This is a genomic window from Streptosporangium sp. NPDC050148, assembly GCF_055586505.1.
Genome location: NZ_JBVJIA010000016.1, coordinates 135,839 through 161,882, shown reverse-complemented (window position 1 = coordinate 161,882; position 26,044 = coordinate 135,839). Strand labels below are relative to the sequence as shown.

The following is a 26,044-nucleotide window of genomic DNA, read 5'->3' as shown; positions in this document are numbered from 1 at the left end:
GCGCGGGGGTGCGACGGCCGTCCCGGCGCCGGCCGGCCACGCGCCGGCACCGATGGTCGCGGGCCACGACACGACGGCACCTCCACCGGCGGCGATGCCACCGGTGGAGGTGCCGTCGTGGCCCCCGTGACGCTACGGCCGACCCGGGATCCCCCGCCGGGCCGAGCGGGACGTCAGTTCCAGTTGTCGACCTTGATGTCGTCGGGGGCCGGAGTGCCCTTACCGTCCTCGACCAGCGACTTCAGGCTCAGCAGGAAGGTCGCCCACTTGGTGCTGCAGTGGTGCATGAACTCCACCGGCTCCTTCCAGCCCATGTGCTTGAAGAGGATGACGGTGTGGTCGTCGGCCTGGGAGAGGTTCCAGTCCACGTGCGTGCCGATCCACTCCTCGGGCCCCTCGACCACTTCCCAGAGCACGTGCTTGTCCGGGTCGAGATCGAGGGTCTTCATGTCGAACCCGCCGTTCGGGAACCGGAAGCGGAGCATGCCGCCGACGTCGCTCCCCTTCCCCTGGGTGTCGGTCGTCCACCAGCCGGCGAGCCCCTCGACGGTCGTCAGGGCCGCGTAGACCTCGGCCGGAGACGACTTGATCGCGACCCTGTGCAGGATGTCCACCATCGTTGTTCCTCTTCCCCGTGTTGATTCTCGAACGATCTTCATGGATCTCACTGCCGCGCGTCGCGCTGGTCCTTCGCGCGCTGGACGGCCTCGGCGATCCACTTGATGTGCCGGAGCCTGGCATCCCATGACGCCCCCACCGACGACAGCTGCGCGACCGCGCGGGCGAGTTGCGCCTCGTCCACCCGGTATCTCCTCTCCCGGCCGGCGGACGTGGCGTGCACCAGGCCGACGCGGTCGAGGACGCCGAGATGTTTGGCGACGGCCTGCCGTGTCACGGGCAGCCGCTCGCTGAGGCTGGTGGCGGTGCCGTCGCCGTCCGCCAGGAGCAGGTCGAGCATCCGCCGACGGGTCGGGTCACCGACCGCGGACCACAGGTCGTCGTCGACGGTCGCGGTCACGAGGCCGACGCCAGCCGCGTGACGTACTCCCCGAGCCGGGGGACGAAGGTGTCCCAGCCGGTGACGTGCTGGCCGTACTGCTCCTCCAGCTTGGCGGCCTCCCAGCCCATCTCCCGGAACCCGGACTCGGTGAGCTTGATCGTGGTGCCCGTGCCCGACGGGGTGAGCTCGAAGACGACCAGCAGCGAGGGGACGGTGTCGTCGACCTCGCCGCCGGGGTAGCCCCAGCGGAACGAGAACAGCCGGGGCGGCTCGGCCTCCACCACGGTCATCGGGGCGACGTCGCCCCTGTCGCCCCAGACGAACTCGCCGACGGCTCCGGGCTTCGTCTCGAAGTGGGCGTCGTCGGTCCACCACTGCGAGATGTGCTCGGGACGGCTGACGACCTCGAAGACCACCTCGGGCGAGGCGTCGACGTGGATCTCGCGTTCGATGCTGCCGTACTCCATGCTCTTCACCTCTCTATGCGCAACGTTTGGTTGCACTTCACTGTAACGCGCCGGCGCCTCATCGCGCAACCATCGGTTGCGTGATGGGGGAGCGGTCCGTCCGAGCCCCGCCCTCGCCCGGGAGGGGAGCCGCAGATCGTGATCGGCGAGGGACGAGGGGCTGGACCGGAGGCCGTACGCGACACGGCCTGCGGACCTGCTCGACGTCCGGGGCCGCCCTCCTTCAGCGGTGCGCGCGGTGGGTGCCGGGGGTGTGGCCGAAGGCGCGGCGGAAGACGTCGATGAAGGCGCTGCTGGAGGCCCAGCCGCACCGGGACGCGACGACCGTGACCGGGACGTCCTCGGCCAGCAGCCGCAGGGCGTGGTGCAGGCGCACCTGGGTGCGCCACTGCGGGAAGCTCATCCCGAACTCGGCCCTGAAGAGCCGGCTCAGCGTACGGTCGCTGACGCCGGCCTCGGCGCCGAGCCGTGCCAGGGTCCGGTCGTCGGCCGGATCGTCGCGCAGGACGGCGCACACCGCGGCCAGCCGCGGATCCCTGGCGGCGGGCACGTGGACGGGCTGCTGCGTGGAACGGCGGAGCCGGTCGAGCAGGACGGCCCGCAGGCGGAGTCGCTCGGCGGCCGGGCCGCCGGGCTGCCCGGTGTAGGCGATGATCAGCTCGCGCAGCAGCGGGTCGACGCCGATGACCGCGGGCCGGTCCAGGCGCAGCGGGTTGTCCTCCACCGGCAGTCCCACCAGGTGCAGGACGGTGTCACCGTAGGCGCGATGCTCGTGGACGGCCCCGGCGGGGATCCAGATGGCCCGGGTGGCGGGGGCGATCCAGCTCCCCGCGTCGGTGATGACGGACAGCACGCCGCGACCGGCGTAGACGATCTGGTTCTCGTCGTGGCGGTGCGCGTCGATCCCGGCACCGGCGGGCAGGGGACGCAGGCCCGTCATCGCGGCCGGGGTGTGGCGGATTTCCGACATCAATTGTCATTTTATCGGAAGCGGGACGCCGTACGCGGAACCGATCATCGAGGGGACGGATCCCGGAGAGCCCGTCCCCGGCACACCCCTTTCCGCACGGCCTTCAGGAGCCCTCATCATGGACGATCTCGTGATCCCCTCCCTGGCGGAGCTGCGCAAGCGCCGCAGCGCGAAATGGCGGACCTTCCCCGACGACGTCCTGCCCCTGCCGGTGGCGGAGATGGACCTCCCGGTGGCCGAGCCGATCGCCAGGGCCCTGCACGAGGCGGTCGACCGGTCGGACACCGGCTACGCGGCACCGACCCGCGACCTCGCGGACGCGGTCAGCGGCTACGCCCGGCGTACCTGGGACTGGAAGATCGACACCGACGGCGTGCGCACCGTCGCCGACGTCGGGATCGGCATCGTCGAGGTCCTGCGCCGCGTCGCCGGCCCCGGGGACCGCGTGGTGATCAGCCCGCCGGTGTACGAGCCGTTCGCCTGGTGGGTGCGCGAGGTCGGAGCCCAGGTCGTCGAGGCACCGCTGGCCGAAGGGCCGCGGGGACGGCGGCTCGACCTGGAGGCCCTGGAACGCGCCTTCGCCGACCGCGCCACGGCGTACCTGCTGTGCAACCCGCACAACCCCGTCGGGCTCGTCCATCCACGCGAGGACCTGGTCGCGCTCGCCGGGCTGGCCGACAGGTACGGCGTCCACGTGCTGTCCGACGAGATCCACGCCCCCCTCGTCCTCCCCGGGGCCGAGTTCGTCCCCTTTCTGGAGGTGTCGGACGCGGCCAGGCGCCGGGGGTTCTCGTTCCTGTCCGCGAGCAAGGGCTGGAACCTGGCCGGGCTCAAGGCGGCCGTCGTCGTCACCGCGGACCCGGCACCCAGGCGGTACGTCGACCGCCTGCCCGCGCACTCCCTCTACCGCACCGGTCACCTCGGGGTGATCGCCACGGTGGCCGCGTTCAACGACGGTGACCGATGGCTCGCCGGAACCCTCGCCATCCTCGACCACAACCGGAGGCTGCTGGGCGAGCTGCTGGCGGAGTCGCTCCCCGAGGCCCGCTACGGACCACCGGAGGCGGGCTTCCTGGCCTGGATCGACCTGCGCGCCCTCGGCTGGGGAGACGACCCCGCCGCGCACATCCTCGACGCCGCCCGGGTCGCCCTGAACGCCGGGCACCGCTACGGCTCCGCGGGCGCCGGGTTCGCCAGGCTGAACTTCGGCTGCTCCCCGCGGACCCTCACCGAGGCCGTCGCCCGCATCGCCGCGATCCGCTGAGGGGGCCGTGGGAGCACGGGCACGCCGGCCGCGTGCCTGCGGAGGCGTCCCGTCTCACCGTCCGGTCCGGCGCGAGACGATCCGCGCCACGATGATCTGCCACGCGGCGTACGCGAGGACGAGGATCCGTTCCGGCCATCCGATCGGGACGTCGGGGCCGAAGCCACCGTCACCGGCCCCGAGCAGGACGGCCTGGGCGACCATGAACATGACCAGCGCCGCGAAAGGCAGCGCCGCGCTCCACCACAGCGCGCGCCTGACGGTGGAGAACGAGCCGTCGCGGGCGAGCCCGAAGGCGATCAGCAGCGCCGCGACCGGAAGGAACATCAGCGCGAGGCCGGCACCGAGCCCGTGCAGCGTGCCGGTGGTGGACAGCCGATCCTGCGGGGTGCCGAGGGGATCGGTGACGAAGACGCCGCCGACGACCGTACCGGCGGCCACGACCGCCAGGACGACCGCGCCGATCCGGGCGGGGAGCTGCCGGGGCCGGGCGAGGAGCGCGATCGCCAGGGCCCCGTAGCCGGTCGCGGACAGCAGGAACGCCACCGTCATGAGCCACCCGAGGTCGCCGAGCGCGTACTCGCTGGTCGTCTGCCAGCTCGTCGAGACGTCGGGCCGGATGAGGTGGAGCAGGGCCAGCAGGAGCAGGAACGCGATGCCCGCGATCGACGAGACGCCGGCGGCGCGGGCCGGGAACGACCGCTCCGCGGGCGCGGCCGTGCGCCGGTCGTCCTGCGGGGGCGAGGGAGGTGTGAGGGTCACGATGCACTTCTTCCTGGAGCCGGACGGCGTCCTCGGAAGGTGGTAGAAGCCACGTCGTGATTCTCGACATCCGGCCGGCGAAACGGGACGACGGCGATTGCCGACGAATCCGATGGTCGTCATGGCGACCACCGGCCTTCCCCTCCCACCGGTCATCCCCCGGCGCCGCGATCATCTAGCCTGACCGGCCATGGAGTACTTCGTGTACGGCCGCGACCGCCCCGGCGCCTTCGACCTCAAGATGAGCCTGAACGACGACCACTGGTCCTTCATGGACGGGTACGGGAGGCTCCTGATCGCCCGCGGACCCACGCTGAGCGGTGACGGCGACGACGCCGAGTCGACGGGCAGCCTGCACATCGTCGACCTCCCGGACGCCGAGGCCGCCCGCAGGTTCGCCTACGAGGAGCCGTACCACCGCGCCGGTGTCTTCGAGTCGGTGCTGCTCTGCCGTTTCCGCACCCTCCAGGGCCGCACCATGTGGGACTTCACCGAGGCCGTCGACGGCCATGGCCGGTTCCTGGTGATCACCACGGGCGACTCCGCCCCCGCGCCGCTCACGTCGAAACACACGATCCTGTACGGCGAGCTGCTCGATCTCGACGGCGAGGCGCGACTCGGCCGGGCGGCCATGGTGGAGGCGCCGGACCCGCAGGCCGCCGCGGCGATGCTCCCGGCCGGAGACGGCCGCACGGAGGTACATTTCTGGCGCTTCGGCGGCAGACCGCCGAGCGCCACCGCGTGACCCGAGAGGGGGAGTGCCCGCGTCTCCCTTCTGAGGGGCACACGATGAGGGCGAGACGAGTATGGACGGCGTCCGGTTCGTTCGTCATTCCGGCGCGCACACCGGTCGGGAGATCAGAAGTGCGTCGCGACCCCGAACACGTCGCGAAGCCGGGCCATGTCGTGACGGTCCCGGTCGGTCGGCTCGTACCCCTGATGGAAGTGAACCTGCTGGGCGACCGACAGGCAGGGCACCGGGACGCCGTCGATCACGCCCGTGACGAAGAACATGGGAACACCCTGCCGGCCCCGCCCGGGCCGCGTCGATCGGTCAACGGCGCCGGCCGGGTCGTGCGCACCGCCGACGGCATCCCGATCCGGGTGCGGCCGGCCGGTCCGGTACCTCGGACCGGTCGCCCCGCGTGCTCGGGACGCCAGGAGAAGGGGCTTTTCCCCTCACCTTCTCCAGGCGTCCAGGCAGCGCGCCATGAACCGGAAGGGGACGGCCTGCCCTCTGGTCTGGTCGACGGTGCCGGCCAGGTGCAGGTCGAGCTCCGGACAGTGGAAGAGCCAGGTCCCGGTGACTCCCGAGTGGCCGACGAGCATGACGGGGCGGCGCCCCGACGACATGAGCCGGCCGACCCGGAAGAACATGGTGCCCAGTCCGTACCGGAGGATGGGGATGTTGCGCAGCCGGTTGCGCCGCTCGGTGAGCAGTTCCAGTGAACAGGCGTCATCGAAGAGGTCGCCGTCGAGCAGCGCTCGCTGGAAGGCGAGAAGATCGCCGGTGGTGCTGAACAGGTCGTTGGAGGACTCGATCATCGAGGTCAGCTCCACGCGACGCTGTTTCGCATGAAGCGGTGAGGGCGTCGCGGTCGCAGGGTCCGGCGGGCGATGGCCCGGGAGCCAGGTGTGCATGAGGCCGAGCGGACCGAGGATCCTTTCGGTCAGCAGCTCGGCGAACGGCCGCCCGGTCACCGTCTCGACGATGCGGATGAGCAGCTGGAAGCCGGTGTCGGAGTAGCGTGCCTTCTGCCGGGCGGCCGTGAGGTCCTGCGGCTCGAAGTGCGGGCGCTGCTCGCGCGTGGCCCGCATCGTGTCCTCGAAGGTCCAGGCCACGTCCTGACCGGCGACGAGGCGCTCGTACAGGCTGGGGCCTCCACCGCGCCTCTCGAAGTGGTCCGGCAGTCCGGACGTGTGACTCGCGAGGTGGCGCACCGTGATCGCGGACGTCAGGTCGATCCCCCTGAGGACATGAAGCCCGTCGATCGTCTCCGCAGGCAGATAGTCGCCGATCGGCGCTGCCAGTTCGAGTTCGCAGCGCTCGTGCGCCTGCAGCACCAGCGTGACGATGAAACGCTTGGTGACGCTCGCGATGAAGAACGGGGTGTCGGGACGCAGTGGGCGACCGTCGGCACCGGCAGGCCCGGAGGCGGCGGACCAGCGCCGTTCCCCGTCACCGCTTGTGACGGCGACGTTGGCGTGGTGCACGCCGCGTTGCGCGACGAGGCTCTCCAGCAGGCGCGTCAACCTCGCGTCGACGTCGTCGGGAACGCGATTGTCGTGGGCGAGGGTCGTGGCGAGCGGCGATGTCACGTGAACGTCCCCTGTCTGCGTTTTCTCACGGTGCCCCTTCGGCGCCATGCCCTCCACCGGCCGAAGCGGCCGGCCGGCATCCGTGACGACCGCCGTGTCCATGAGCATCACCTCTCGGGGATGATGACATGTCTAATAGACATGTCTATGAGAGTCAATAGACTCGACCGGTGGCCCACGTGATCCTCGGTCTGCTCCTGATCGCCCCGCAGACCTTCTACGACCTCATCAAGGGATTCGAGGCCGGCATCGCGCTCTTCTACAGCGCCAGCTCCGGCAGCATCAAACGCGCACTGGACACCCTGCTCACGCGAGGGCTCATCGAGGTCGCCAGCGTCGAGGCCGGAGGCCGGGGACGGAAGGTGTACCGCCTGACCGACGCCGGTCGCCGGGAGTTCCACGCGTGGATGACGGGGGACCTGACCGGGCCCGATCTGGAGACCGCGGCGCTGGCCAGGCTCTACTTCCTCGGCCTGCTGGAGCCGGCCGAACGCGTACCGGCGCTCCGCCGCATCACGGCGCGCATCGAGGCCGACCTCGCCACCCTCTCGGCCCTCGACGAGCACCTCGGCATCCCGGACATCCCCGAGGAGCACCGCGACCTCGCCACCCACCAGCGCGCGACGCTCGACTACGGCATCGCCTCACACCGCTTCGCGCTCGACTGGTTCCGTGCCCACATCGACCGGTACGAGACGCCGGAGCACTGACACCGCACGGACGCGGTCCCGGATCGTCGGACGCTCGCCACCTCGGCCACCTGGCCTACCACGGTCACCACCGCCTCGTGCTCGACGTCGGCACGGGGTTGCCGGTGGGTGCGGAAGGCGAAGAGACGCTGACGGCCCGGTGACCGCGCGCAGCGCCGCTGAACACGGTCATGGCCACCCGGAACGCCGTGGGTTGCCGCCGGGGCTCGCTCAGGACGTGAACCTCCTCTCGCTCGACAGTGCAGATGATCTTCCCTTTCGCCGCGTTCAAGATCAAAGGATCTGGCACGCGAGTGAGCAAGCGGGAAGAGATCATGAGTCGTCCCGGCGCAGGAGCCGTATATGAGGCGGCGCGGATCCGTTTCGAGCTTGGTGAGGCGGTACGGCTGCGCCGCGAACAGCTCGGGCTGACCCAGGCCGAACTGGCCGAGCGCGCCGGGTTGAAGCAGCCCGCGGTGGCGCGGTTCGAGGCGGGCGGGACGATGCCGACGATCCCGATGGTGGAAAGACTTGCGGAGGCGTTGGAGATGCGGCTCAGTGTCCGGTTCCAGCCGTTGCGTGAGGCGAGCTGATCTGACCGCGAATTCCCGTGAGTGGCCGTTGTTTCCTGCCTGTTCCGGCACGCCTCTGGCACATGATCAAGGCCCTGCCCCCTCCTTGCCGGGACCATTCAGGCCGTCGAGGTCGATGAGAGTGAAACTTTCAGCGGCCAATCTGAAGTTTCGTAGATCGCGTCTCCGTGTATTTCCTGTTCGCGACAGAGTCGCGTGACCAATGATACGTGAGGTGTCCTTGAGGCCGGGCCTCAAATCGCCATGCTGGACGGTCCAAGATCTGTTCTATAACCTCCGGGTGGTCCAGCACTTTTGAATGATGAGGTGTGAATTGACCGAACGCTCGCGGGGACGTCGCCTGACGACGCCGATCGCACTCGCCATCACGGCATTGGCCGCGATTCTCCTGCCCGTCACACCCGCCCATGCCGCGTACGGCCCGGATCAGCAGGTCTATGTTCAGGTGACCGCCAACGACGGATCCGGAATGCAGCTGGCCCGACTGGAAGGGACCGTCGCGTTCGACGATTCCAACACGAGGTACCGCTACTCGCTGAATCTCTGCTGGCAGAGCGGTTCCTATCCCCAGCCGTACTTCTCCATCAAGGTCAACGGCTCGCCCGCGGGCTCCCCGGTCTGGACCGGTAACACCTCGGCTGCCGGGTGCCAGCTGGTGGCCCTGTACAGCGCCGACGTCAACGCCGGCAGCGCCGTCTACAACCTCAGCTTCGACGTGACCGCGGGCTGGTTCAGCAGCAGCAACGGATATCAGCACATGACGCGTACCAAGAGCAGCGGCATCTACGACAATCCCTTCAACTGAGCCGGAGCCACGTGATCGCCGTCCGGATCGACGAACGGACGGCGTGGCCGGCAAGGCGGAAGGCGAGGACGGGACACCCGTCCCGGCCGGCCGAAGGCACGCCCCCTGTTCCCTGACCGGGAACAGGGGGTGTGTCATGACAGCGGAGCGCCGGCTGAAGGTTCGAGGAAACGAAGAGGAAGCCGTACTTCTTCATCAAGGCGAACTCGCGATACCTGCCGACGAAGCCCGGTCATGGGTGAAATCCATCCAAGCCGTCGAGTCCCGTGGTCGTCGACGACGGGTGAAACCCGGCCCCGCGGCGACGATTACTCGAATTCATTCGAGAGCTGCCGAGGGAGAAAGTTTCATGTGTCGTTGGCACCGGGTTCTTGAACGACGGTTCCCTGATGATAGAGAACCGTCCATCCACGAGAACCGTGCTGCCAGATCGTGGCTCGTCGTGTGACCCGCCCATTGAGGACCAAGGTGTACGTCAGTAGGTAGACGTCGGCGGCCAGCTCCCGACAATGGAAATCGGACGTCTTCCACTCCTCGGCCGGCGGATCCTTGTGGCGTTCCTCCAGGGCGTCGAGCACGTACGCACGGCTGTAACGTCTTCCTGACGCCCCCGTCTCCCAGAAGTCCGGCGCAGTCAAAGCCTCGAAATCCGCCCTTGTCGTTCCGAACTCGGGTCGATGGAAGAGCGGTTCCCTCCGGACGAGCTCATCGAGGACATCGCGCAGCCGCTCATCGGTCATAAGGTCGGGTTCCATCCTCAAGACCTAACACGGCCGGGCTCGGCCGAGCATCCCGATCGGGTCCGATGCTCCTGGACGGATGAGTCCCTCACGCCCACACTCCGGCCACGCCCGGCCTGCGGTCGGTTCGCGGACGGGAAGGCATCCGCGAGTCCGGGGGCGAGAGATGCGTGTGCACCTCGATGACCTCCGGCAGCCCGAGCCGGAACCCGGTCACCCGTACCGCGTCCTCCGTGCCCCGACGTTGACGAGTCAAGCGGTGATCCGGGTCATCTCCCGCAGCTCCCCCCGGGTCGACTCGCAGTCCATCGCCCGCAGCCGGGCCAGCACCGGTCCGGCGTCCGCGTTGAACCGCAGCTCCTCCGGGCAGCCCTCGACGATCCGCCACAGCAGGGCCATGGCCGCGCCCGAATCGCCGTCCATCGCGTGCGCGGTGGCCACGGCCAGCAGGTGCCGCGCCTGATGGTCCTTGTCGGGGAGGCGGTCGGCGTCGACGCCCGCCGCGAGGCGGATCGCCTGCGCGTACCGGCCCGTCCGGACCGCGACCGCCACCCGGTGCAGGTCCACCTCCAGTGCGAACTCCGGGCCCAGCCGGTCGCCGATCTTGCGGGCGTGGTTCAGCAGCTCCTCGGTTCGCAGCACGTCGCTCTCCTCGGCGGCGGCGAGCGCGGCCGTCAGGTAGCAGAGCCCGGTGACCTCCGGCGACTCGGGCCGGTCGTCGATCACCGCCAGGCACAGCCAGCGCGCGTCGGCGTACCGGCCGAGCGAGACGAGCACGCCCGCCACCTCGGCCTTGGTGATGGCCGAGCCCGCCGAGGAGGCCACCGCGCGATCGGCGGCGACCAGGGCCAGCGCGTGCTGGCCGCAGCTTCGCAGCAGCGCCGCGAACAGCCGGTACGTCTGGGTGAGGATGGCCGTACCGGCCTCCCGGTCCGTGCCGGTGGCGGCCCTGGCCGACAGGTCGGCCATCGACAGCAGCGAGGGCAGGCGGCGGCGCGTCTCGGTGTAGCGGTGGGGCGAGCGCTGCCAGACCTCCCAGGCCGTCATCACGTGGCGCTGCACCCGCGGCACGCTCTCGGGTGCCTCGCCGGTGAACCGGCCGGGCAGCAGCAGCGCGTTCCCGACCTCGTCGAATTCGCCGTGGTCGCAGGCGTGCGGGAGTTTCGCCCGGCCGCCGACGAGCTCGGAGAGATCCTCGACGCGGAGCACTTCGGCGATCCGCATGATGGTCGACAGCCGGTCCAGGGGTCTCACCCCGTTCTCGACCAGGCGGAGCCATTCCTCGCTGCAGCCGACCAGGTCGGCCAGAATTCTCCGGGTAAGGCCACGCGAGCGGCGCCTGGCCATGATCCGCGCGCCGTCAACCAAGAAATCGCCGGCCATGCCGCCACATTAGGTGAGGAATTCGAGACCCCCGGTGGCAGGAAACGACGGCAACTTCTTGCCATTCATACCCCCCTGTAATGTGGGTTATTCTGGGGGGTTCACCATGATGCAACTCCAGTTGGATTCAGCCGGTCGGGCTCCGCCGACACTGCCGCTACACCATTCGGCAGGAGGAGACCACGATGGCGATCGACGTCGAGTCGATTCGGAAGGAATTCCCGTTCTTCGAAACCGCCCCTGACGGTTCCCGCCCACCCGTGTACCTCGACAGCGCCGCCACCACACAGAAGCCCGCCGTTGTCCTGGACGCGTTGAACCACTACTACATCCGCACCAATGCGAATGTGCACCGGGGCGTGTACCGGCTGGCCGTACAGGCGACCGAGCTGTACGAAGGAGCGCGAAGCACGATCGCCACGTTCGTGCGCGCACCGCGAGCCGAGGAGATCGTGTTCACCAAGAACGCGACCGAGGCCGTCAACCTGCTGGCCAACTCCTTCATCTGGGCGGACGGACCGCTCCGCATCGGCCCCGGCGACGAGATCGTCCTGACCGAGATGGAGCACCACTCCAACCTGATCCCCTGGCGGCTGCTGGCCGAACGGGTGGGGGCGAAGGTCAGATACCTCGGCATCACCGACGACGGCCGCCTGGACCTCTCCGACCTGAACGAGAAGATCAACGAGCGGACCAAGGTCGTCACGGTCGTGCACGCCTCGAACATCCTGGGCACGGTGAACCCGGTCGCGACGATCGCCGCCCGCGCGCACGAGGTCGGCGCCCTGATGGTCGTCGACGCGGCCCAGTCGGTCCCGCACCTCGGCATCGACGTCACCGCGCTGGGAGCCGACTTCGTCACGTTCTCCGGCCACAAGATGTGCGGACCCACCGGAATCGGCGCCCTGTGGGGCAGGTACGAACTCCTGGAAGCGCTCCCGCCCTTCCTCGGCGGCGGCGAGATGATCGAGAACGTCACGGTGGACTCCATGCACTACGCCGCGCCCCCGCTCAAGTTCGAGGCCGGCACACCCCCGGTCGCGCAGGCCGTCGGTCTCGGCGCCGCCTGCGACTTCCTGAGCGGGATCGGCATGGACGCGATCGCCGCCCACGACCAGACCCTGATCGAGTACGCCCTGGACCGGCTCGGCGACGTGCCCGGCATCCGCTTCATCGGCCCGACCGGCACCGCGAACCGGCTGCCGCTGCTGTCGTTCGTGGTGGACGGCGTCCCGCTGCAGCGCATGCGTACGAGCCTGGACGAGGCGGGCATCGCCGTTCGTTCCGGCAACCACTGCGCGCAGCTCGCGTGCAGCCGGTTCGGCGTCCCCGCCGCGATCCGCGCCTCGTTCTACCTGTACAACTCTCCCGACGAGGTCGACATCCTCGCCGAGACCCTGGAGACGGCCACCAGGTCCCGGACAGCCGTGACCGCGGACACCTCCTTCGACGTCGGCCAGGTACGGCCGTACAAGGACATCCTGCTCCCGTCGATCTTCCAGCCGTGGGCGGAGCACCTGGTCGAGGCGCTTGCGCCGGCCCCCGGCACCAAGGCGCTCGACGTCGGCACCGGCCCCGGCACCGTCGCGCGGGTGCTGGCCAGGGCGGTCGGCCCCACCGGTGCCGTGGTCGGCACCGACCTCAACCCCGCCATGCTCGCCCTCGCCGCCGAACCACCCGCCGTCGACGGCGCCCCCATCCAGTACGTGGAATGCGGCGCCACCCCGCTGCACGTCTCCGACGAGGCGTTCGACCTGATCACCATGCAGCAGGTCCTGCAGTTCGTTCCCGACCGTGGCGCGGCGCTGGCCGAGATGCGCCGGGCCGCCCGTCCCGGCGCGCGGATCGCCATCGCCACCTGGCAGCCGCTGCACCGCAACCCGCTCTTCCGTGCCCTGTACGACGCCGTCGCCACCGTCCTCGGCCCCGACAGGGCGGACCTCTTCGAGGAACCGTGGTCCCTGCCCGGGATCGAGGTCGCCACCCTGGCGAAGGAGGCCGGTTTCGTCGACGTCGAACTCCACGAGTGGACGCTGCCGGTCACCGTTCCCGGCGGGCCCGACGCGATCTGCTGCCTGTTCGACTTCTCCGCGGTCGGTCCGTACATCGGTTCGCGTCGCGCCGACCTCACGGCCGCCGTACGCGCGAACCTGGCGCACTGCACGGACGAGACCGGCGTCCACTCGGAGACAGCGGTGACCCTGGTGACCGCTCGGACCTGATCGTCGCTCTTTCCCAGAGGGCCACCTTCCGTCGGGAGGTGGCCTTTTCTCCGCACGCACAGGGTGAGGTGCGGACCGCCGATATCGACCGAGCGATCGTTGGTAAGAAGCGGTGTGAGGCAGAGCACGTGACCACCATGCACGTGTTCGAGAGGAGCGCATGATGGGTCACAGCCGTTGGGAGACCTACAGGACGAAGCGTGTGCGCGAAATGGGATCGGACGCGCAGCCTCCAAGATCGAGAAGTGGATGTGGGGCAGACCTGGTGCTCGGTTCCCGCTAGGCATGGCCATCGCTGTCGGTAGCATGACAGGTAGGATAAAGAGCATGAGTGAGCCTACCGGTAAGTACTCGATCACCATGCCGCGTGACATCGCGGAGGCCGCACGGTCCCGGAGCGGCCCTTCCGGTCTGTCTGCCTACGTCACCGCCGCCGTCGCCCGCCAGATCGAGCGCGACAACCTCAGTGAACTCATCCAGGTCGCCGAGGCCGAGCACGGCCCCATTGCCGACGACGAAGTCCGGGCACTGCGCGACCAACTCAACCAGGCACGGCAGGGACAGGCCCATGGTGGGACGGACGCTGCATGACCCGTTCTCCCGCCACCCCCGGCGGCACGCTGGTCCTCGACAGCGAAGGGCTGGCCAAAGTCGTCCTGCGTGACCGCACGGTCACCACATGGCTCGCCCTCGCCCGCGCCGACGATCTCCGCGTCATCACCTCCGCCGCCACCCTCGTCGAAGTGGTCCACCCCCGCATCAACCGGCCGGCTCTGGAGTGGTCGCTGTCCCGACTTGTCGTCGAACCGGTCACCGAACCGATCGCCCGCCACGCCGCCGCACTTCTGTCCGGCGCCGGCCTGCACGGGCACACGTACGCCATCGATGCGATGCTCAGCGCAACCGCCCTCGCCGCCCCCGGCCCCGTTACGGTTCTCACCTCCGACCCGGAGGACCTTGCCGCCCTGTGCGGCGGACGCGTCACCGTCATCAAGGTCTGAGCTGCGCGCGATGACGAGCATGACGGAGCGGTGGGAGCAACGAGAGCCAATGGCCCGAGAAGATCGAACGACCCTGGAAACGACGAAGGCCCGGGTCGGGAATGCATCCCTGACCTGGGCCTTGAAGCGTGGAGCGGGTGACGGGAATCGAACCCGCGCTGTCAGCTTGGGAAGTGCATCGAGTACGGCAGGTGGGACGGCCGAGCTGGACGTCCGGCCGGTCGTGAGTGACCGTGGTTGCCCCCTCGTCACCCTGTCTAATGGCCCGTTAATGGCCCGGCGGTGACGGTCCTGAGCTCTGCTGCTCGACGGACTCGGCGATCAGGCGGAGTCTTCGGATCTCATGGAAGATCTCCTGGTCAGAAAGGACAGAGAGGATTGTTATTCCTTGCGGGCCTGGTTTGCTGTGGTACTTGCCCAGGGTGTAGCAGAGGGCTGCACGTAGGTCGATCAGCTCTTGCTGAATGGCGTCGCGTTGGACCTTGCGCGTCATGAGTTGTACGCCGATGGGGGTGCGCTTCCCGGCTACGTCCTCGTCCGTGATGATGATGTCTTCGGTGCGTACGTACTCGTCTCCTGGGCGAACATCGATCACCACGGGGGTGTCGTCAGGTAGGTCTCCGAGGTAGTCGAGGAGTTGCCGCACAGTGAGCATGACCGCAGGATTCCCGGACTGGGCGCACCTGCGCAAGCCTTCGCTCGCCTGCTCATCCCGTCTGCCGTCGACCCGCCCGCCCCTGGTCCGCTCGGCTTGTCCCGGGTCGAGGGCAGACGAGATGAGCAGACCCCTACCTCAGCCACCGACAGGCCGGCGGTGATGGGCACGCCCTCAGTGGTCATCCCGGAGCCGGAGTCCCCCCGCCGGAGGCGTTGTAATGTCGCCGAATGGCTCTCTACCCCGTCGATGTTCCTCAAGGACTCACTCGCAGGGCACGCAGCTTTGTCCAGGCTCATGGCTTGCGGGTGGCCTCCCTAAAGGTTGATCAGTGCCGGGATGGTTGGCTCTCCTCGGGTGTCCCGGAACGTGAGATTGATCGGGTCGCGGAGTATGCGGCTCGCTGGGGTGGGCTTGTGCTTCCTCCGGCTCCGCATTACGACGGTGGTCCTCGGATCTTGTGTCCGGATACCCCGGAAGGTTCACCGGCTGGGGGGTGGTGGTTCGAGGCCGGTGTGCAGCGGACGGCGGTTCCTTATTCCTTCATGATCGGGCCTGGTGGTGAGCTCGGTGTTGACGGTGAGCGTTGGGTGCCGCTGCATGCAACGGTCGAGGGCTGGGTGGAGTCGGTGGCCTTGGCCTATCACGCGGGCGTGTGCGCCAAGAAGATCGTGAAGGTTACAGGTGATGAGGTCGAAGCGATCCGGCTCGAAGGTCATGAGCCGGTCCAGGAGGTGGCCGGGCTGGTGGATACCTGGTGGAGGGGGCCGGATTCGCTGGTGGCGTTCTACAGGGGAGAGGCGGAGTGCATGTCCGCTCCTGTGTGCCGGACCGCGTTCGTCTATACGGGCCTGGACCGCTGGGGTGTGCATGGTTGAGATTTGCCGTGGCGGGGTGAGCAGACGTGATCCGGATTAGGCCGGCGGGGCGGCCCGGGTACGGCGATTGATGGCCAGTACGGCGGGGTCGGCGGTCGGTGCGCGGCCCGAGTGCGGCCCCGGCCGTGACCGGCCTCCAGGCCGCCTGCGCGGCCGGGATCCGCGACGCTGGGCCGTGCGGTGGCGCGCCGCACCGCCGCTTTGATCTCCACACGGCCAAGGATCGGGATCGGGCCATCGCCGACGCACTGGGGGAGATCGTCAAGAAAGGGCTCATGCCCAAGGATGACGGCCATGATCCGCCCCTTGCCGGGGTCGAGATCAACTGATCTGGCACGAATCTGGCACGCGAGTGAGAATCGGCCCCGGAAACGACGAAGGCCCCGGTTCGGATTCGCATCCTGACCTGGGCCTTTGTGAGTGGAGCGGGTGACGGGAATCGAACCCGCGCTGTCAGCTTGGGAAGCTGATGTTCTGCCATTGAACTACACCCGCGTGCGGTGTGCCGCGTGACCACTCTAGCGGAAACTCGGGAGGCTCTGGACCTCCCCGGCGCGAGATTCTCGGCATCCCGAGGTGCGGGAGCGCCGCCGCCCCAGGGGCGTGGCGTTGGTAGGTTGCCTCACGTGCTGCTTTCCGATCGTGACATCGCCGCGGAGATCGAGGCCGGAAGGGTCAGGATCGACCCCTTCGAGGCGGAGATGATCCAGCCCTCCAGCGTGGACGTACGCCTGGACCGTTACTTCAGGGTCTTCGAGAACCACCGGTACCCGCACATCGATCCGGCGGTCGAGCAGCCCGATCTGACGCGGATGGTGGAGCCGGACAAGGGTGAGCCGTTCATCCTGCATCCGGGGGAGTTCGTGCTGGCCAGTACGTACGAGGTCGTCACATTGCCGGACGATCTCGCCTCGCGGCTGGAGGGCAAGAGCTCGCTGGGCAGGCTCGGCCTGCTCACCCACTCCACGGCCGGATTCATCGACCCCGGGTTCAGCGGGCACGTCACGCTCGAACTCTCCAACGTCGCGACGTTGCCGATCAAGCTCTGGCCGGGGATGAAGATCGGCCAGCTCTGCCTGTTCCGGCTCAGCTCTCCGGCCGAGTATCCGTACGGCTCGGAGAAGTACGGGTCGCGCTACCAGGGGCAGCGGGGGCCGACGCCGAGCCGTTCGTACCTGAACTTCCACCGGACGCCCATTTGACGGTCACCAGATCCGGGGCGACCGAAACCCGGGAACCAGCGGTCCGTAAGCCGAGGAGCCGGAAGCCGAGGGCCCGGGAAGCCGGAAGCCGAGGGCAGGGGAGGAACCGGGAGTCGAGGGCTGCGCAGCCGTAGGTTCGAGGGACAGCCGTAAGTTCGAGGGGCAAGGGAACCAAAAGCCGCGAAACAGGGGCCAGGAGGCCGAAGGGGCGCACGGCCGCGAAGCGGGAAGCGAGGGCGCGGGCGCCGGGTGACGTGGGCACGCGACCGGGAACCCGGGACGCCCGGCCGGAAACGGACGACCGGAGACCGGGGATCGGCCGGGAGCGGGACGGCCTGCCGGGGGAAGGACGCCTGCCGGAGGAAGGTCGGGACGCGGCGGGACGGCAGGTCGTGATGGAAATCACCCTGCTCGTCGTGCGCGATCGCGGACCCCGGCCGACCTCCGTGGATCTCCGTCAGGCACGCCGAAATCGGGGATCCCGGAGGACGGCACGGGCGACGCGCCGGACGGGCTTCCCGGAGAGAGTCCTATACGTGACCTGGCTTCGGCATAATGTGGCCGAAAACCAGCAAAACGGTCACGGAAAGTTGCCCTCCAGGCTGCCTCAAGCCGAGTGTCTCCGGGTATGCGCCGGGTAGCGACATGAGGAAGAGTGCGTGTCTAGCGGGTGAAGTTCGCATTTCCGCTGGTAACCCGTACCCTTCTCTGCGGACCATCCCCGCACATCTGGAGAACGACGTGCGCCTGCGTCTCACACCGAGTGAGGACAGCTACTACGACTTGTTCGCCGACTCGGCGAACAACCTCGTCACAGCGTCCCGTCTGCTGGTAGAGATCATCAGTGACGGATCGGACCGGGAAGCCCTGGCCGAGAAGATGCGCGCCTGTGAGCACGCCGGTGACGAGCGTACTCACGCGATCATGAACCGGCTCAACGAGAGCTTCATCACCCCCTTCGACCGCGAGGACATCTACCGCCTCGCCTCGAACCTCGACGACGTCATGGACTACATGGAGGCGGCCGCCGACCTCATCGTCCTGTACCAGATCGACCACCTTCCCAAGGAGGTCGTCCGGCAGGTCGAGGTCCTGGAACGCGCCGCGGAGCTCACCGCCGAGGCCATGCCCAGGCTGCGCTCGATGAAGAACCTGAACGAGTACTGGATCGAGATCAACCGGCTGGAGAACCAGGCCGACCAGGTCTACCGCCGCCTTCTCGCCAAGCTCTTCGGCGGGGAGTACGACGCGTTGACCGTCCTCAAGATGAAGGAGGTCATCGACCAGCTCGAGATGGCCGCCGACGCCTTCGAGCACGTGGCCAACACGATCGAGTCGATCGCGGTCAAGGAAAGCTAAGTGGATCTCACGCTCGCACTCGTCATCGGCGTGGTGGTCGTGGCGCTGGTGTTCGACTACACCAACGGCTTCCACGACGCCGCGAACGCGATCGCGACCTCCGTCTCGACGCGCGCGCTGACGCCGAGGGCCGCGCTGTTCATGGCCGCGGCCATGAACTTCCTGGGTGCGCATCTCGGTACGCAGGTGGCCGCCACGGTCGGCAAGGGCATCATCGACGCCCCGAACGGCAGTCACGGCCTCGTCATCGTGGGGGCCGGACTGATCGGCGCGATCACCTGGAACCTCGTCACGTGGTACTTCGGCCTCCCCTCCTCCAGCAGCCACGCGCTGATCGGCGGCCTGGTCGGCGCCGCGATCGCCTCGGCGAGCACCGTCCACTGGGACGGGGTGCTGGAGAAGGTCGTCATCCCGATGATCCTGTCCCCGCTGATCGGCTTCAGCCTCGCCGGGCTCATCATGATCGCCATTCTCTGGGGGTTCCGCAGGTCCCAGCCCTCGAAGACCAACCGCGGGTTCCGGCTCGCGCAGACCGTCTCCGCAGCGGCGATGGCACTCGGTCACGGTCTCCAGGACGCCCAGAAGACGATGGGCGTCATCTTCCTGGCCCTCGTGGTCGGCGGGTACCAGAACAACGGCGACCCGATCCCGCAGTGGGTCATCCTCTCGGCCGCCACGGCCATCTCGCTCGGCACCTACGCGGGCGGCTGGCGGATCATGCGAACCCTGGGCCGCCGGATCATCGCGCTCGACCCCCCGCAGGGGTTCGCGGCGGAGACCGCCGCGGCGACCGTGCTCTACACCGCGGCCATCGGCTTCGGTGCCCCCATCTCGACCACCCACACGATCACCAGCGCCATCATGGGCGTCGGTGCCACCAAGCGCCTGTCGGCCGTGCGGTGGGGTGTCGCGGGCAACATCGTGACCGCCTGGATCCTGACGATCCCGGCCGCCGCGCTGGTCGCCGCGCTGTCCTACTTCGCGCTCCACTGGATGGTCGAGTAGCGGGCCGCGAGGGCCGGGGCGGGCGCGCCGCCCCGCGGAGGCCCTCGCCGACGACCGTGCGGGAACGCCGGCCGGGATCCCTCCCGGCCGGCGTTCCGTCGTCACGGAGCCGCACGGCGGACGGCGCGCTCTACCGCCGGTACATCACGTCGACGTCCCACCGGGTGAAGCCGAGCTTCTCGTACAGGCGGATCGCCGAGGGGTTGCTCTCGTCCACGTACAGCATCACCTGGCCCAGGCCCCGCGACCGCAGGTACTCCAGGCCCGCCAGGGTCAGCGACCGGCCCAGGCCGCCTCCCCGCTCGTCGGGGTCGACGCCGACCACGTACACCTCGCCGATCGGCTCGTGGGCGTGGTCGCCGTCGTCGTGCACCTTGGTCCAGTGGAAGCCCACCAGCCGGTCGCCGCCCCCGGGGCCGTCCTGCCGTACGGCGAGGAAGAAACCGTCCGGGTCGAACCACGGTTCGTGCCGGCGCAGCCGGAGGTCCTCGATCGTCCACGCGCCCTGCTCGGGGTGGTGGGCGAAGGCCCGGGCGTTGAGCGCCACCCACGCCTCCGGGTCGGAACCGCCGGGCTCGAACGTGCGCAGCCGTACGCCCTCGGGGAGCTCGAAACCGGGCAGGTCGCCGGACAGGGGGCGGCGCATCCGCCACAGCGATCTGACCTTCTCGAACTGCGCCGACCGGGCGAGAGCCTCGGCCGCGGGGTGCCCGCCGTGCGCCCACAGGCGCAGGCGCCCGCCGGCCCGGTCGAGCGCGGCCCGCAGCAGGTGCGCCCCGTGCCCGCGCCGCCGGAAGGCCGGGTGGACGACCAGTTCCCCGACCGGGCCCTCGACGGGATCGGCCGGGTCCACGTGCGCGTAGCCCACCAGGTCGTCCCCCTCGTACAGGAGCACCGCCCCGATCCGCTCGTCGCCTCCGTAGCGCAGGTGCAGCAAGGCCTGTTCGTTGAGCGGTCCGACCCCGTCGGCCTCGGTGGCCGCCTCCGCCACCTCGAGGATCGCGGCCACCTCGGCGCCGCCGAGCGATCCCCGGTGTTCCACACGCGCGTTCATCGAATAACTCCTGTGGATACTGCGGCCTTCAGACCGGAAAGAAAACGGGAGCGCGAAGGCGCTCTGGTGCCTGAGCGGGCCTGGACCCGCACGACCCGTTCCACCCACCATTTAAGTGATCCTGTCGTATTGTGCGAGGCGTGGCGCAGATCGTGAAGCGGGCCTTCAGGTTCCGCTTCCACCCGACGGACGAGCAGGCGGAAATACTGTCTCGCACGTTCGGCTGTGCTCGCCTGGTGTACAACAAAGCGCTCGAACACCGCAGCCGCGCCTACACCGTGGAGGGCCGGAAGGTCTCCTACGTGGAGTCCTCGGCCGCACTGACGCAGTGGAAGAAGACCGAGGACCTGGCGTTCTTGAACGAGGTGTCTTCGGTCCCGCTGCAACAGGCGCTGCGCCACCTGCAGGCGGCGTTCGCGAACTTCTTCGCCAAGCGGGCAAAATATCCGACGTTCAAATCCCGCAAGACGTCGCGGGCCGGCGCCGAGTACACCCGTAGCGCCTTCCGATGGAAAGACGGCCAACTCACCCTCGCCAAGATGGACGGCCCGCTGAACGTCGTGTGGTCGCGCCCCCTGCCCCAGGGGGCCGAGCCGTCCACGGTGACCGTGTCGAAGGACGCGGCCGGGCGGTGGTTCGTGTCGATCCTGTGTGAGGACCGCATTCCTCCACTTCCCCCCGCGAGCGGCACGGTCGGCGTGGACGCGGGCATCACGGCACTGGCGACGCTGTCGACCGGGGAGAAGATCGTCAACCCCCGGCACGAGCGGGCCGACCGCCGCAAGCTCGCCAAGGTCCAGCGGAACCTCTCGCGCACGGAGAAGGGTTCGGCGAACCGGCACAAGGCGAAGCTCAAGGTGGCGCGCGTTCACGCTCGTATCGCCGATCGGCGTCGCGATCATCTGCACAAGGTCACCACGCGTCTCGTCCGTGAGAACCAAACGGTCGTGATCGAAGACCTCACCGTGCGCACCATGGTGAAAAACCAGAGCCTGGCACGCGCCATCTCCGACGCCTCCTGGCGACAGATGCGCACCATGCTGGAGTACAAAGCACAGTGGTACGGGCGGAAACTGCTGGCCGTGGACCGCTGGTTCCCCTCGTCGAAGCTGTGCTCGGCGTGCGGAACCATCCAGCCATCCATGCCACTGGGCACCCGTGAGTGGGTGTGCGCCTGCGGCGCGTACCATGATCGGGACGTGAACGCCGCGAAGAACATCCTCGCCGCCGGGCTGGCGGAGAGATAAAACGCCTGTGGAGCTGACGTAAGACCTCACAGAGAGTCCTCTCTGACGGGCGGTTGGCAGTGAAGCAGGAACCCTCACGAGCGACCGTGGGAATCCCCTCCCTCCAGGGAGGAGAGGATGTCAAGATGTGGACTCTAGGCGGGCGTGCCGGTCCCGCGTACGTCGGGGACTGGCAAAAGCCGCCATGTAGCGATCCGGTGAATCGTTATCTCTCGGACGTTCCACGGTCAGAAGGTCCCCCTAGTGTCGTGGTTCATGATGTCTCGTTCCTTCCAGCGGCTGGCGATGGCGGGCGTGCTCGCCGGGGCCGGTCTGGTGCTCGCGATGGGACCAGCCGAGGCGGGCAACAAGCCCGCCAAGACGGTGCCGGTCCGCCTGCTCTCCCTCAACGACTTCCACGGCAACCTCGAGCCTCCGACCGGGTCCTCCGGCCGCATGGTCGACGAGACCGGCGCCACCGTCGAGGCCGGTGGCGCCGCGTACGCCGCCACGCACCTCAAGCAGATGTCGGACAAGAACACCCTCAAGGTCGCCCAGGGCGACCTGATCGGCGCCACCCCCCTGATCTCCGCGGCCTACCACGACGAGCCGTCGGTGGAGTTCCTCGGCAAGATCGGCGTCACCGCCTCCGCCGTGGGCAACCACGAGTTCGACGAGGGCTACGCCGAGCTGCGGCGCATCATGAACGGCGGCTGCCACCCGGTGGACGGCTGCTCGCCCGCGGGTGAGTGGAAGGGCGCGAAGTTCACCTACCTCGGCGCCAACGTGATCTTCAAGCGGCCGACGCAGACCGCGGAGAAGCAGGCGCTGGACGCCCTGGGCGGCAAGAACACCGGCGCGCTGCGCGACCTGCTCCGGCAGTACGGCATCCCCGCGCTGCCCCCGGTCGCGATCCGCTGGATGAACGGCGTGCCGATCGGCTTCATCGGCCTGGTCACCCAGAGCACCCCGAGCATCGTCACCTCCGAGGGCATCAAGGACCTGGAGTTCATCGACGAGGTCAAGGCCGCGAACGTGGCGTCCAGGCTGCTCAAGCTGGTCGGCATCAAGGCCCAGGTCGTGCTGGTGCACGAGGGCGACCAGGTCACCGCAGGCCAGTCGCCGGACGCCTGCAGCGCCCAGCCGGGCGCGGGCAACCGGATCGCCACGCAGGTGGACGCCGAGGTCGACATGATCCTCAGCGGTCACTCGCACCAGGCCTACCTGTGCACGGTGTCCGACCCCAAGGGCGCCAAGCGCCTGTACAGCCAGGGCGGTTCCTTCGGCCGCGTGATCACCAAGGTCGACTTCCAGGTGGACGTCAGGACCCGTGACGTGGTGCGCTCCACGGTCGTGGCCGACAACCAGGTCGTGACCAGGACCGTCACCCCCGACCCGGAGATCACCGCGTTCGTCCAGACGTGGAAGGACCGTGTCGCGCCGGTGGCCAACAGGCCGATCGGCAGGATCACCGCGGACATCACCAACACCGCCGTGGCCTCCGGGGAGTCCCCGCTGGGCAACCTCATCGCCGACGCCCAGCTCGCCGCGACGAGGACCGGCGGCAACGCCCAGATCGCCCTGATGAACCCCGGTGGCGTACGGGCGTCCCTGAACTACGCGGGTTCGCCCGCGGGTGAGGGCGACGGCGTGGTGACGTACGGCGAGGCGTTCACCGTGCAGCCGTTCAACAACCTCACGCAGGTGGTCACGCTCACCGGTGCCCAGCTCAAGACCGTGCTGGAGCAGCAGTTCACCGGCGGGCCCAACGCCCAGGCGTTCACCAAGATCCTGCAGCCCTCGTCGAACTTCACCTACACCTACAGCGCGAGCGCGCCGTGGGGTTCGAAGGTCTCCAACATGAAGATCGACGGCGTCGACGTGACGGACACCCAGACGATCCGGGTGGCGGCCAACAACTTCCTGGTCGGCGGCGGGGACGCGTTCCTGGCCTTCAGGGACGGCACCGACCTGTGGAGCGGCCCGCTGGACATCGACGCCTTCACCGCCTACTTCGCGGCGAACCCGACGATCGCCCCGCCGGTGCCCGGCCACATCACGGTCGTGCCGTGACACCTGCGGGACACGCGGTGCGCCCGTCCGGGCCGGAGCGGCGCTCCACCGGGACGCGGCGCGCCGTGCCGGCCGGGACGGGAGCGGGCACGGCGTCGCGTACGCGCTGAGGTACGACCCCGCAGTCGAGGCCCGCGGGTGGGGCCCGCCGGAGAAACGTCCGGCGGGCCCCACGTGTGTCCGGGCCTCAGGGCGTGCCCGGCCCCCAGGGGGTGGTCCTGTGACACTTCGGGGATTCCGTGGCATGGCTCCCGGGGGGCGTGCCCGGCCCTCAGGGGTGTCCCGCGGGCAGAGGCCGCGCGGTGTGCGGGCCGCGGGTCCGGTGCGTACCACCGGGGATGTACGCCGATCTCCTCCTCGTGCCGGTCGGCGGGCGGGAGACCCTGTCCTACCGTGTCAGGGTGAGGATCGGGAGGGCCGACGCGCTGATCGCGTTCGGCGTGCTGACGGGGATCGTCGCGGGCGTCTACGGCCAGATGTCCACCTCGGGCTCGCCGGAGCGCCCGCTGGACGTGTTCGGCATCGCGTTGATCATGACGTCGGCACTGCCGCTGGCGGTGCGGCGGAGCAGGCCCGCGACGGTGGGGGTGATCACGGTGGGCTGTGCCCTCGCCTACTACGCCTGCCGGTACCCCGGGGTCTTCACCGCCGCGCCCGCGCTGATGTCGATCTACACGGCCACCTCCATGGGACGGCGCCGCCTGGCGATCGCGCTCGCCGCCGCGCTGGGCGTGGGGATCTACGGCCTCATCGCGCTCTCCGACGTCGACCCCGCCCCTCCGGGAGGACTCTCCCTGATCAGCGGCTGGGTGGTGGCGGTGGTGGTCGTCGGAGAGATGACCAGGAACCGCCGCGCCTACCTGGAGGAGGTCGAGCGGCGCGCGGCCGAGGCCGAGCGCACCCGCGAGGAGGCGGCCCTGCGCAGGGCGGGCGAGGAGCGGCTGTGGATCGCCCAGGAACTGCACGACAGCCTCACCCACAGCATCTCGGTCATCAACGTCCAGGTCTCCGTGGCCGCGCACCTGCTGGATTCGGACCTCGGGCGCTCCCGGGAGGCGCTGGCCGCGATCAGGGAGGCGGGCCGCGACGCCATGTACGAGCTCCGCGCCACGCTCGGGGTGCTGCGGCAGGGCGACCCGGACGATCCCGGGGCGGGACTCGCCCGGCTGCCCGGCCTGGTCGCCCGGGCCGAGGCGGTGGGGCTGCCGGTCAAGGTCCTCGTCACGGGGGAGCCGCGGGACCTGCCCCCGGTCGTCGACCGGGCGGCCTACCGCATCACGCAGGAGGCGTTCACCAACGTGCTCCGGCACGCAGGGCCCGCGTCGATCACGCTGACCACCGAGTACCGGCCCGGGACGATCGTGATCTCCGTGGAGGACGACGGGGCGTCGGAGGTGGGGGTCGTCACGCAGGGAATGGGGCTGATCGGGATGCGCGAGCGGGCCGTCGCCGTCGGAGGGTCGTTCACGGCCGGGCCGCGTGCGGGAGGGGGGTTCGCCGTCCGGGCCGAGCTGCCGCTCACCGGTCCGTTCCCGGCCGGGTCCCCCGTCACCGGGACGCCGCCGTCCGCGCCCGAGCCGTCAGGGAGGGGACGCCGGTGATCAGGGTGCTGCTCGCCGACGACCAGGCGCTGATCCGGGCGGGGTTCCGCGCGCTGCTCGAGACGGCCGGTGACATCGTCGTCGTCGGCGAGGCGGGCAACGGCGTCGAGGCCGTCGAGCTCTCCCGCGCGCTGCGGCCGGACGTGGCGCTGCTGGACGTCAGGATGCCGCTGCTCGACGGGATCCAGGCCACCAGGAGGATCGGCGCCGACCCCGAGCTCGACGCGGTGCGGGTGGTGATCCTGACCAACTACGCCCTGGACGAGTACGTCTTCGCGGCCCTGCGGGCCGGGGCCGGCGGTTTCCTGGTCAAGGACATCGAACCCGCGGAGCTGCTGAGGTCGGTGCGGGTGGCCGCCGCGGGGGAGGCGCTGCTCTCGCCCTCGGTGACCCGGCGGCTGATCGAGGAGTACGTGTCCACCCCGCCCAGGCCCGTGGCCGGACCGGGTCTGGAACGCCTGACCGTGCGGGAGCGCGAGATCATGGCCCTGGTGGCCACCGGCATGTCCAACCTGGAGATGGCCGAGCACCTGACGATCAGCCACGCCACCGTGAAGACCCACGTCAGCCGGTCGATGACCAAGCTCGGGGCCCGGGACCGGGCGCAGCTCGTCGTCTTCGCCTACGAGTCGGGGCTGGTCACCCCCGGTGCCCCGCCGGACGTGCGTGCCTGACGCCCGACGTGCCCGCCTGACGCCTGACTGACGGCGGACGTGTGTGCCCGACGCGGGGCGGGCGAGGCCCGGTCACGCCCCGGGCGCGCCGATGCGCCCACC

General features: G+C 69.4%; 28 protein-coding genes and 1 tRNA gene. 17 read left to right on the top strand and 12 right to left on the bottom strand.

Annotated elements, in window-relative coordinates; translation table 11 throughout:
- Positions 1–173: 173 nt before the first annotated feature.
- From ACZ6RT_RS19930 to ACZ6RT_RS19915, 4 genes are all read right to left on the bottom strand, one after another.
- Positions 174–617 carry an SRPBCC family protein gene (locus tag ACZ6RT_RS19930; protein ID WP_470155220.1) on the bottom strand — a complete coding sequence of 148 codons (444 nt, stop codon included), beginning with the start codon at positions 615–617 and terminating at the stop codon, positions 174–176.
- 47 nt (positions 618–664) lie between these two features.
- A complete protein-coding gene (locus ACZ6RT_RS19925) occupies positions 665–1,018 on the bottom strand; it encodes an ArsR/SmtB family transcription factor (protein WP_470155218.1) in 354 nt (117 codons plus the stop codon).
- Entirely contained in the window at positions 1,015–1,467 is a 453-nt protein-coding gene (locus ACZ6RT_RS19920) for an SRPBCC family protein (protein ID WP_470155216.1), read from the bottom strand. Before ACZ6RT_RS19920 ends, ACZ6RT_RS19925 begins: the two co-directional genes overlap by 4 nt.
- 223 nt (positions 1,468–1,690) lie before the next feature.
- Positions 1,691–2,437 (bottom strand): AraC family transcriptional regulator, encoded by a 747-nt coding sequence (locus ACZ6RT_RS19915; protein WP_399185600.1) that lies wholly within the window; start codon positions 2,435–2,437, stop codon positions 1,691–1,693.
- A 118-nt stretch (positions 2,438–2,555) separates the two neighbouring features.
- Here ACZ6RT_RS19915 and ACZ6RT_RS19910 point away from each other — a divergent pair, with 118 nt between their 5' ends.
- On the top strand, positions 2,556–3,701 hold the full coding sequence (locus ACZ6RT_RS19910; protein WP_470155215.1) for a MalY/PatB family protein: 1,146 nt from the start codon (positions 2,556–2,558) through the stop codon (positions 3,699–3,701).
- A 54-nt stretch (positions 3,702–3,755) separates the two neighbouring features.
- On the opposite strand, the gene ACZ6RT_RS19905 is transcribed toward ACZ6RT_RS19910, so the two are convergent.
- Positions 3,756–4,463, bottom strand: coding sequence for a DUF998 domain-containing protein (locus tag ACZ6RT_RS19905; RefSeq protein WP_470155213.1), 708 nt, complete (start codon positions 4,461–4,463; stop codon positions 3,756–3,758).
- Positions 4,464–4,653: 190 nt separating this feature from the next.
- On the opposite strand from ACZ6RT_RS19905, the gene ACZ6RT_RS19900 reads away from it, so the two are divergent.
- A complete protein-coding gene (locus tag ACZ6RT_RS19900; protein WP_470155211.1) occupies positions 4,654–5,208 on the top strand; it encodes a YciI family protein in 555 nt (184 codons plus the stop codon).
- A 113-nt stretch (positions 5,209–5,321) separates the two neighbouring features.
- Here ACZ6RT_RS19900 and ACZ6RT_RS19895 read toward each other — a convergent pair whose 3' ends face one another.
- Together ACZ6RT_RS19895 and ACZ6RT_RS19890 are read right to left on the bottom strand one after the other, a co-directional pair.
- A complete protein-coding gene (locus ACZ6RT_RS19895) occupies positions 5,322–5,477 on the bottom strand; it encodes a nucleotidyltransferase domain-containing protein (RefSeq protein ID WP_399185604.1) in 156 nt (51 codons plus the stop codon).
- A 165-nt stretch (positions 5,478–5,642) separates the two neighbouring features.
- Positions 5,643–6,782, bottom strand: a complete 1,140-nt coding sequence (locus ACZ6RT_RS19890; protein WP_470155209.1) for a serine hydrolase domain-containing protein — start codon at positions 6,780–6,782, stop codon at positions 5,643–5,645.
- A gap of 170 nt (positions 6,783–6,952) precedes the next feature.
- Between ACZ6RT_RS19890 and ACZ6RT_RS19885 the strand changes: the two genes are divergently transcribed.
- The 3 genes from ACZ6RT_RS19885 to ACZ6RT_RS19875 all read left to right on the top strand — a co-directional run bounded on the left by ACZ6RT_RS19885 (position 6,953) and on the right by ACZ6RT_RS19875 (position 8,869).
- Positions 6,953–7,492, top strand: coding sequence for a PadR family transcriptional regulator (locus ACZ6RT_RS19885; protein WP_470155207.1), 540 nt, complete (start codon positions 6,953–6,955; stop codon positions 7,490–7,492).
- A 245-nt stretch (positions 7,493–7,737) separates the two neighbouring features.
- Positions 7,738–8,064, top strand: a complete 327-nt coding sequence (locus ACZ6RT_RS19880) for a helix-turn-helix domain-containing protein (RefSeq protein WP_470155275.1) — start codon at positions 7,738–7,740, stop codon at positions 8,062–8,064.
- A 469-nt stretch (positions 8,065–8,533) separates the two neighbouring features.
- Complete coding sequence (locus tag ACZ6RT_RS19875) at positions 8,534–8,869, top strand: hypothetical protein (protein WP_399185607.1); 336 nt, start codon at positions 8,534–8,536, stop codon at positions 8,867–8,869.
- Between the two features lie 347 nt (positions 8,870–9,216).
- On the opposite strand, the gene ACZ6RT_RS19870 is transcribed toward ACZ6RT_RS19875, so the two are convergent.
- Both ACZ6RT_RS19870 and ACZ6RT_RS19865 read right to left on the bottom strand, forming a co-directional pair.
- A complete protein-coding gene (locus ACZ6RT_RS19870) occupies positions 9,217–9,624 on the bottom strand; it encodes a nuclear transport factor 2 family protein (protein ID WP_470155205.1) in 408 nt (135 codons plus the stop codon).
- A gap of 237 nt (positions 9,625–9,861) precedes the next feature.
- Positions 9,862–10,992, bottom strand: coding sequence for a helix-turn-helix domain-containing protein (locus tag ACZ6RT_RS19865; RefSeq protein ID WP_470155204.1), 1,131 nt, complete (start codon positions 10,990–10,992; stop codon positions 9,862–9,864).
- A 185-nt stretch (positions 10,993–11,177) separates the two neighbouring features.
- On the opposite strand from ACZ6RT_RS19865, the gene ACZ6RT_RS19860 reads away from it, so the two are divergent.
- The 3 genes from ACZ6RT_RS19860 (at position 11,178) to ACZ6RT_RS19850 (ending at position 14,215) form a co-directional block, all read left to right on the top strand.
- Positions 11,178–13,214, top strand: coding sequence for a SufS family cysteine desulfurase (locus ACZ6RT_RS19860; RefSeq protein ID WP_470155203.1), 2,037 nt, complete (start codon positions 11,178–11,180; stop codon positions 13,212–13,214).
- Positions 13,215–13,541: 327 nt separating this feature from the next.
- Positions 13,542–13,805, top strand: coding sequence for a CopG family transcriptional regulator (locus tag ACZ6RT_RS19855; RefSeq protein WP_470155201.1), 264 nt, complete (start codon positions 13,542–13,544; stop codon positions 13,803–13,805).
- Positions 13,802–14,215 (top strand): type II toxin-antitoxin system VapC family toxin, encoded by a 414-nt coding sequence (locus tag ACZ6RT_RS19850; RefSeq protein ID WP_470155200.1) that lies wholly within the window; start codon positions 13,802–13,804, stop codon positions 14,213–14,215. The genes ACZ6RT_RS19855 and ACZ6RT_RS19850 overlap by 4 nt, the downstream gene beginning before the upstream one ends.
- Before the next feature lie 268 nt (positions 14,216–14,483).
- On the opposite strand, the gene ACZ6RT_RS19845 is transcribed toward ACZ6RT_RS19850, so the two are convergent.
- Entirely contained in the window at positions 14,484–14,870 is a 387-nt protein-coding gene (locus ACZ6RT_RS19845; RefSeq protein ID WP_470155199.1) for a hypothetical protein, read from the bottom strand.
- Between the two features lie 545 nt (positions 14,871–15,415).
- On the opposite strand from ACZ6RT_RS19845, the gene ACZ6RT_RS19840 reads away from it, so the two are divergent.
- Positions 15,416–15,748, top strand: coding sequence for a hypothetical protein (locus ACZ6RT_RS19840; RefSeq protein WP_470155197.1), 333 nt, complete (start codon positions 15,416–15,418; stop codon positions 15,746–15,748).
- A 125-nt stretch (positions 15,749–15,873) separates the two neighbouring features.
- Entirely contained in the window at positions 15,874–16,077 is a 204-nt protein-coding gene (locus tag ACZ6RT_RS19835) for a hypothetical protein (protein WP_470155195.1), read from the top strand.
- A 92-nt stretch (positions 16,078–16,169) separates the two neighbouring features.
- Here the strand turns inward: ACZ6RT_RS19835 and ACZ6RT_RS19830 are convergent.
- Positions 16,170–16,243 (bottom strand) — tRNA-Gly (locus ACZ6RT_RS19830).
- A gap of 131 nt (positions 16,244–16,374) precedes the next feature.
- Here ACZ6RT_RS19830 and dcd point away from each other — a divergent pair.
- The 3 genes from dcd to ACZ6RT_RS19815 all read left to right on the top strand — a co-directional run bounded on the left by dcd (position 16,375) and on the right by ACZ6RT_RS19815 (position 19,314).
- Complete coding sequence (dcd, locus tag ACZ6RT_RS19825; protein ID WP_470155194.1) at positions 16,375–16,950, top strand: dCTP deaminase; 576 nt, start codon at positions 16,375–16,377, stop codon at positions 16,948–16,950.
- Between the two features lie 741 nt (positions 16,951–17,691).
- Complete coding sequence (locus ACZ6RT_RS19820) at positions 17,692–18,309, top strand: DUF47 domain-containing protein (RefSeq protein ID WP_030924556.1); 618 nt, start codon at positions 17,692–17,694, stop codon at positions 18,307–18,309.
- Entirely contained in the window at positions 18,310–19,314 is a 1,005-nt protein-coding gene (locus ACZ6RT_RS19815; protein ID WP_399185614.1) for an anion permease, read from the top strand.
- A 130-nt stretch (positions 19,315–19,444) separates the two neighbouring features.
- Here ACZ6RT_RS19815 and mshD read toward each other — a convergent pair whose 3' ends face one another.
- On the bottom strand, positions 19,445–20,368 hold the full coding sequence (gene mshD, locus ACZ6RT_RS19810) for a mycothiol synthase (RefSeq protein ID WP_470155192.1): 924 nt from the start codon (positions 20,366–20,368) through the stop codon (positions 19,445–19,447).
- A 140-nt stretch (positions 20,369–20,508) separates the two neighbouring features.
- On the opposite strand from mshD, the gene ACZ6RT_RS19805 reads away from it, so the two are divergent.
- From ACZ6RT_RS19805 to ACZ6RT_RS19790, 4 genes are all read left to right on the top strand, one after another.
- Entirely contained in the window at positions 20,509–21,615 is a 1,107-nt protein-coding gene (locus ACZ6RT_RS19805; protein WP_470155190.1) for an RNA-guided endonuclease InsQ/TnpB family protein, read from the top strand.
- A gap of 255 nt (positions 21,616–21,870) precedes the next feature.
- Positions 21,871–23,667, top strand: a complete 1,797-nt coding sequence (locus ACZ6RT_RS19800; RefSeq protein ID WP_399185617.1) for a bifunctional metallophosphatase/5'-nucleotidase — start codon at positions 21,871–21,873, stop codon at positions 23,665–23,667.
- Between the two features lie 401 nt (positions 23,668–24,068).
- Positions 24,069–25,268 (top strand): sensor histidine kinase, encoded by a 1,200-nt coding sequence (locus ACZ6RT_RS19795; RefSeq protein ID WP_470155188.1) that lies wholly within the window; start codon positions 24,069–24,071, stop codon positions 25,266–25,268.
- Positions 25,265–25,942: a response regulator gene (locus ACZ6RT_RS19790; protein ID WP_470155186.1), complete on the top strand. Its 678-nt coding sequence runs from the start codon at positions 25,265–25,267 to the stop codon at positions 25,940–25,942. The genes ACZ6RT_RS19795 and ACZ6RT_RS19790 overlap by 4 nt, the downstream gene beginning before the upstream one ends.
- Positions 25,943–26,044 lie beyond the last annotated feature (102 nt).

Bases quoted from the DNA above. Each gene is read 5' to 3' on its own strand.
- ACZ6RT_RS19850 (WP_470155200.1), top strand. From the start codon at position 13,802: ATGACCCGTTCTCCCGCCACCCCCGGCGGCACGCTGGTCCTCGACAGC.
- ACZ6RT_RS19875 (WP_399185607.1), top strand. From the start codon at position 8,534: ATGCAGCTGGCCCGACTGGAAGGGACCGTCGCGTTCGACGATTCCAAC.
- ACZ6RT_RS19915 (WP_399185600.1), bottom strand. From the start codon at position 2,437: ATGTCGGAAATCCGCCACACCCCGGCCGCGATGACGGGCCTGCGTCCC.
- ACZ6RT_RS19880 (WP_470155275.1), top strand. From the start codon at position 7,738: ATGATCTTCCCTTTCGCCGCGTTCAAGATCAAAGGATCTGGCACGCGA.
- ACZ6RT_RS19845 (WP_470155199.1), bottom strand. From the start codon at position 14,870: ATGCTCACTGTGCGGCAACTCCTCGACTACCTCGGAGACCTACCTGAC.
- ACZ6RT_RS19840 (WP_470155197.1), top strand. From the start codon at position 15,416: ATGATCGGGCCTGGTGGTGAGCTCGGTGTTGACGGTGAGCGTTGGGTG.
- ACZ6RT_RS19930 (WP_470155220.1), bottom strand. From the start codon at position 617: ATGGTGGACATCCTGCACAGGGTCGCGATCAAGTCGTCTCCGGCCGAG.
- ACZ6RT_RS19800 (WP_399185617.1), top strand. From the start codon at position 21,871: ATGATGTCTCGTTCCTTCCAGCGGCTGGCGATGGCGGGCGTGCTCGCC.
- ACZ6RT_RS19895 (WP_399185604.1), bottom strand. From the start codon at position 5,477: ATGTTCTTCGTCACGGGCGTGATCGACGGCGTCCCGGTGCCCTGCCTG.
- ACZ6RT_RS19855 (WP_470155201.1), top strand. From the start codon at position 13,542: ATGAGTGAGCCTACCGGTAAGTACTCGATCACCATGCCGCGTGACATC.
- ACZ6RT_RS19910 (WP_470155215.1), top strand. From the start codon at position 2,556: ATGGACGATCTCGTGATCCCCTCCCTGGCGGAGCTGCGCAAGCGCCGC.
- ACZ6RT_RS19870 (WP_470155205.1), bottom strand. From the start codon at position 9,624: ATGGAACCCGACCTTATGACCGATGAGCGGCTGCGCGATGTCCTCGAT.
- ACZ6RT_RS19860 (WP_470155203.1), top strand. From the start codon at position 11,178: ATGGCGATCGACGTCGAGTCGATTCGGAAGGAATTCCCGTTCTTCGAA.
- mshD (WP_470155192.1), bottom strand. From the start codon at position 20,368: ATGAACGCGCGTGTGGAACACCGGGGATCGCTCGGCGGCGCCGAGGTG.
- ACZ6RT_RS19900 (WP_470155211.1), top strand. From the start codon at position 4,654: ATGGAGTACTTCGTGTACGGCCGCGACCGCCCCGGCGCCTTCGACCTC.
- ACZ6RT_RS19920 (WP_470155216.1), bottom strand. From the start codon at position 1,467: ATGGAGTACGGCAGCATCGAACGCGAGATCCACGTCGACGCCTCGCCC.
- ACZ6RT_RS19865 (WP_470155204.1), bottom strand. From the start codon at position 10,992: ATGGCCGGCGATTTCTTGGTTGACGGCGCGCGGATCATGGCCAGGCGC.